Below are 4,733 nucleotides of genomic sequence, written 5' to 3' on the forward strand. Positions count from 1 at the left end.
CAAACGGAGCTGGTGCTGGTGGTAGCAGTAATGTAGACCAGATCCTGCAGACTGAAACCGGGGGCAGGGCGACCAGCGGGTATGCCGCGGTCATTCTGTTTATCGTTCCCCTGGTGTGGTCGCTGTTTCAGCTCTGGATTGCGTCACCACTCCCTTACATTTTCAACTTTGCCATCTTCAATTCCACGGAAGCGCGTTCTATCCATCTCGCGTTTGCGGTTTTCCTGGCGTTTTCCGCCTTTCCGATGATCAAGGGGCGGCACGTGAATGTCGTGCCCATCTACGACTGGATTCTGGCGCTCGTTGCGGCTTTTTGCGCCTCATACCTTTACGTTTTTTACGAAGAGTTGTCGACACGCCCTGGCGCTCCCATCACCCAGGATCTGTGGGTTGCGTTGGTCGGGCTCGTGCTGTTGCTCGAAGCGACCCGTCGCTCACTGGGTTTGCCACTGACCATCGTCGCCGCTGTCTTTATCACGTACTCGATTGCCGGGCCCTACATGCCGGATGTGATCGCCCATAAAGGTGTGAGTCTCAGTAAGCTGGCGTCGCACCAGTGGTTGGGCACTGAGGGCGTGTTTGGCGTTGCACTTGGGGTTTCCACGAGCTTCGTCTTTCTGTTCGTGTTGTTTGGCGCGCTGCTTGAGAGAGCAGGCGCCGGTAATTACTTTATTAAAGTCGCCTATGCCATGTTGGGGCATATGCGTGGTGGTCCCGCCAAAGCTGCGGTGGTTTCCAGTGGTTTAAGCGGCGTTATTTCCGGTTCGTCTATTGCCAACGTCGTCACTACCGGCACGTTCACCATTCCGCTGATGAAGCGGGTTGGTTTTCCGGCTACCAAGGCCGGCGCAGTGGAAGTGGCCGCATCAACCAACGGCCAGCTGACACCTCCCATCATGGGCGCGGCCGCTTTCCTGATGGTCGAATATGTGGGTATCTCCTACCTGGAGGTCATCAAGCACGCCATCCTCCCTGCGATGATTTCCTATGTGGCACTGATTTATATCGTGCACCTTGAGGCCTGCAAGCTGAACATGCAGGGCATTGAGCGTCTCAACAAGCCGACTCTTGCCCAGCGGATGCTGAATTGGGTCGTTATCCTCATCGGCCTGAGTGTGCTGACCCTGGTGGTGTATTACGGGATCGGCTGGACGAAAACGCTTTTCGGTGAAGCGGCGATTTGGGTGTTGGCACCTTTGCTGGTGCTGATCTATATCGGCCTGGTTGGCTATGCCACCCGATTTCCGGAACTCGAGGAAGACGATCCGGATAAGGACATGGGCGAATTGCCGCCGGTTGGCCCAACTGTAAAGACCGGGCTGTACTTTCTTCTGCCCGTTGTAGTGCTGGTCTGGTGCCTTACTGTTGAGCGTTTCTCGCCACAGCTGTCGGCGTTCTGGGCCACGCTGTTCATGATTTTCATTGTTGTTACACAGCGACCGTTGAAGGCCTTTTTCTACAAGCACGGCAACTTCCTCACTGCGTTCAAGGATGGCGTGTTTGATCTTGCGCATTCGCTCGCCACCGGTGCCCGAAACATGGTGGGTATTGGCGTGGCAACTGCCACCGCCGGTATCGTGGTGGGTACGGTTACCCTGACCGGTATTGGCCTGGTGATGACCGAATTTGTCGAGTTCCTGTCTGGCGGCAACCTGCTGCTGATGCTGATCTTCACGGCCATTATCAGCCTGATCCTCGGCATGGGTTTGCCGACCACTGCCAACTACATCGTTGTGTCCACGCTGATGGCGCCGGTAATCGTCACTCTGGGCGCCCAGAATGGGCTGATCGTGCCGCTGATTGCGGTGCATCTGTTTGTGTTCTACTTTGGCATTCTGGCGGACGATACGCCGCCCGTGGGGTTGGCGGCTTATGCCGCCGCTGCCATATCCGGCGCCGATCCCATACGAACGGGTATCCAGGGCTTCACCTACGACATCCGTACGGCGATCCTCCCGTTCATGTTTATTTTCAATACCCAGTTGTTGCTCATTGGGTTGACCGGATGGTTTGACCTGCTGGTTACGATCTTCAGTGCAGTCACTGCGATGCTGGTCTTTTCCGCGGCCACGCAGGGGTTCTGGTTTACCAAGAGCTATAAGTGGGAATCGCTGTTATTGCTGCTGATTACGTTCACCATGTTCCGGCCCGGCTTCTGGTGGGATATGGTTTACCCGCCCACGGCAGATCGGCCCGGCGCCGAGATCATGGAGTATGTTGAGGATGTGCCAGCAGACAAACCGATTGTCCTGAAGGCTTCCGGGATGACGATTGACGGCGACGAGGTGACCACCTATGTGCGGCTTGAGATTCCCGCTGGCGACACGCCCGAGCAACGTCTGATGGACGCCGGCCTTGAACTCAGCCCGGATGGCGAAAAGATGGCGGTAGACTTCGTTGGTTTCGGTAGCCCGGCGGAGGATGCTGGCATCCAGTTTGGCTGGACCATCGATGCCGTGCAGGTTGACCTGGAACGGCCGCCAAAAGAGCTGATGTTCATTCCTGCTCTGGTGTTACTCGGCCTTCTGGCGTTTGGTCAGTTGCGTCGGCGGGCCAGGGAGGAAGCCGCCGGCCAGCCAGCCTGACGCCACACCTGTCCGTGCAAACCCGGCATTAACCTGCCGGGTTTTTTTCTGTTAGACTTCGCCTCGAAGCGGCCCGCGGTTTGTATCGCGCCGTGCCGTCACCATGTGGTCTCTGGTATAGATCACCGCTGAGTAACCAACAGGAGCCTTTCATGCCCGTCGTAACCCTGCCCGATGGTAGCCATCGCAGTTTTGCCGAACCCGTAACCGTTCATGATGTCGCCGCCGATATCGGCGCTGGCCTTGCCAAAGCCGCCCTTGCCGGAAAGGTGGATGGCCAGCTCGTGGACACCAGTTATCGCATCGAAAACGATGCCGAGCTGGCAATCGTCACCGAGCGTGATGAAGACGGCGTTGATATCATTCGCCATTCTACGGCGCACTTGATGGCCATGGCTGTCCAGGAACTGTTTCCAGGAGCCCAGGTCACCATTGGCCCGGTTATCGACAATGGCTTCTACTACGACTTCAAGTACGACCGCCCGTTCACCAATGAGGATCTGGCGCGGATCGAGAAGCGGATGGAAGAGCTCTCCAAACAGGACTTGCCGGTTTCTCGCTCCATCATGTCCCGCGATGAGGCGATCAAGCTCTTTGAGGATATGGGCGAAGAATACAAGGTCCGTATCATTCAGGACATTCCCGGCGATGAGGACCTTTCATTTTACAGCCAGGGCGATTTTATCGACCTGTGCCGCGGTCCCCACGTTCCCAGCACCGGCAAGCTGAAGGCCTTCAAACTGACCAAGGTGGCCGGCGCGTATTGGCGTGGCGACACCAGCAATGAGCAGCTTCAGCGCGTGTACGGAACCGCCTGGGGTAACAAGAAAGATCTCAAAGCCTATTTGCACCGTCTGGAAGAGGCCGAGAAGCGGGATCACCGGAAGGTCGGCAAGAAGCTTGGCTTGTTCCATATGCAGGAAGAAGCACCGGGCATGGTTTTCTGGCACCCGGATGGCTGGTCGCTGTATCAGGAAGTTGAGCAATACATGCGCCGCAAGCAGCAGGAGCATGGCTACAAGGAGATCAAGACACCACAGGTGGTGTCACGGACCCTGTGGGAGAAGTCAGGGCACTGGGACAAGTTCAAGGACGACATGTTCACCACCGAGTCGGAGAAGCACGACTACGCCATCAAGCCCATGAACTGTCCCTGCCACGTGCAGGTCTTCAACCAGGGTATGAAAAGCTACAAGGATCTGCCCCTGAGACTGGCGGAATTCGGCTCCTGCCACCGGAACGAGGCCTCCGGGGCGCTGCATGGACTGATGCGTGTTCGGGGCTTTACCCAGGACGATGCCCACATTTTCTGCGAAGAAGATTCTATTCAGCAGGAAGTCTCGGCATTTATTGAAATGCTGCACGAGATCTACACAGACTTCGGGTTTACCGAAATCCTGTACAAGCTCTCAACCCGTCCGGAAAAACGGGTTGGCTCTGATGAGGTCTGGGACAAGGCGGAAGCCGCCCTGGAAGAAGCGTTGAATCGCGAAGGGGTAGACTGGGAATTGCTGCCAGGCGAAGGCGCCTTCTACGGACCCAAAATCGAGTTCTCGCTGAAAGACTGTATCGGACGGGTATGGCAGTGTGGCACTATTCAGGTGGACTTCTCGATGCCGGGTCGTCTGGGTGCGCAGTATGTTGCCGATAATTCCGAGCGGAAGACCCCGGTCATGCTGCACAGGGCGGTATTGGGATCCTTTGAACGTTTTATTGGTATCCTGATCGAGGAATACGAAGGTGCATTCCCGACCTGGCTGGCGCCGACTCAGGTGGCTATCCTCAATATCACCGATAATCAGCGTGATTATTGTCAGAATCTGGCGAAAAAGTGGGATTCTTTGGGCTATAGGGTTAATGCTGACTTGAGAAACGAGAAGATCGGCTTTAAAATCCGCGAGCATACTCTTAACAAGGTTCCCTACCTTGTCGTTGTCGGTGACAAAGAAGTCGACAACAACGCCGTTGCGGTGAGAACCCGCAAGGGCGAAGATTTGGGAACTTTATCGCTTGAAGCGTTTGAGCAATTCTTAAGTGAAGATGTTGAACGCAAGGGCAAAACAAAGACGGAGATCTGATTATTAAACAGCGAGCGAATCGGGGTGGGCGCACACCAAAGGCGCCTATCAATGAGAATATTGACGCAAC

Annotated in this window: 2 protein-coding genes; both read left to right on the forward strand. The window is 55.8% G+C overall.

Annotated elements, in window-relative coordinates; genetic code table 11:
* Positions 1–2,585, forward strand: a 2,585-nt coding sequence (locus tag B2W52_RS10650) for a TRAP transporter permease (protein ID WP_286802955.1), incomplete at its 5' end; no start/stop codon positions are given.
* A 152-nt stretch (positions 2,586–2,737) separates the two neighbouring features.
* Positions 2,738–4,663 carry a threonine--tRNA ligase gene (gene thrS / locus B2W52_RS10655; RefSeq protein ID WP_273071083.1) on the forward strand — a complete coding sequence of 642 codons (1,926 nt, stop codon included), beginning with the start codon at positions 2,738–2,740 and terminating at the stop codon, positions 4,661–4,663.
* Positions 4,664–4,733 lie beyond the last annotated feature (70 nt).

Source organism: Marinobacter sp. UBA2498 (assembly GCF_002341575.1).
GTDB lineage: Bacteria > Pseudomonadota > Gammaproteobacteria > Pseudomonadales > Oleiphilaceae > Marinobacter > Marinobacter manganoxydans.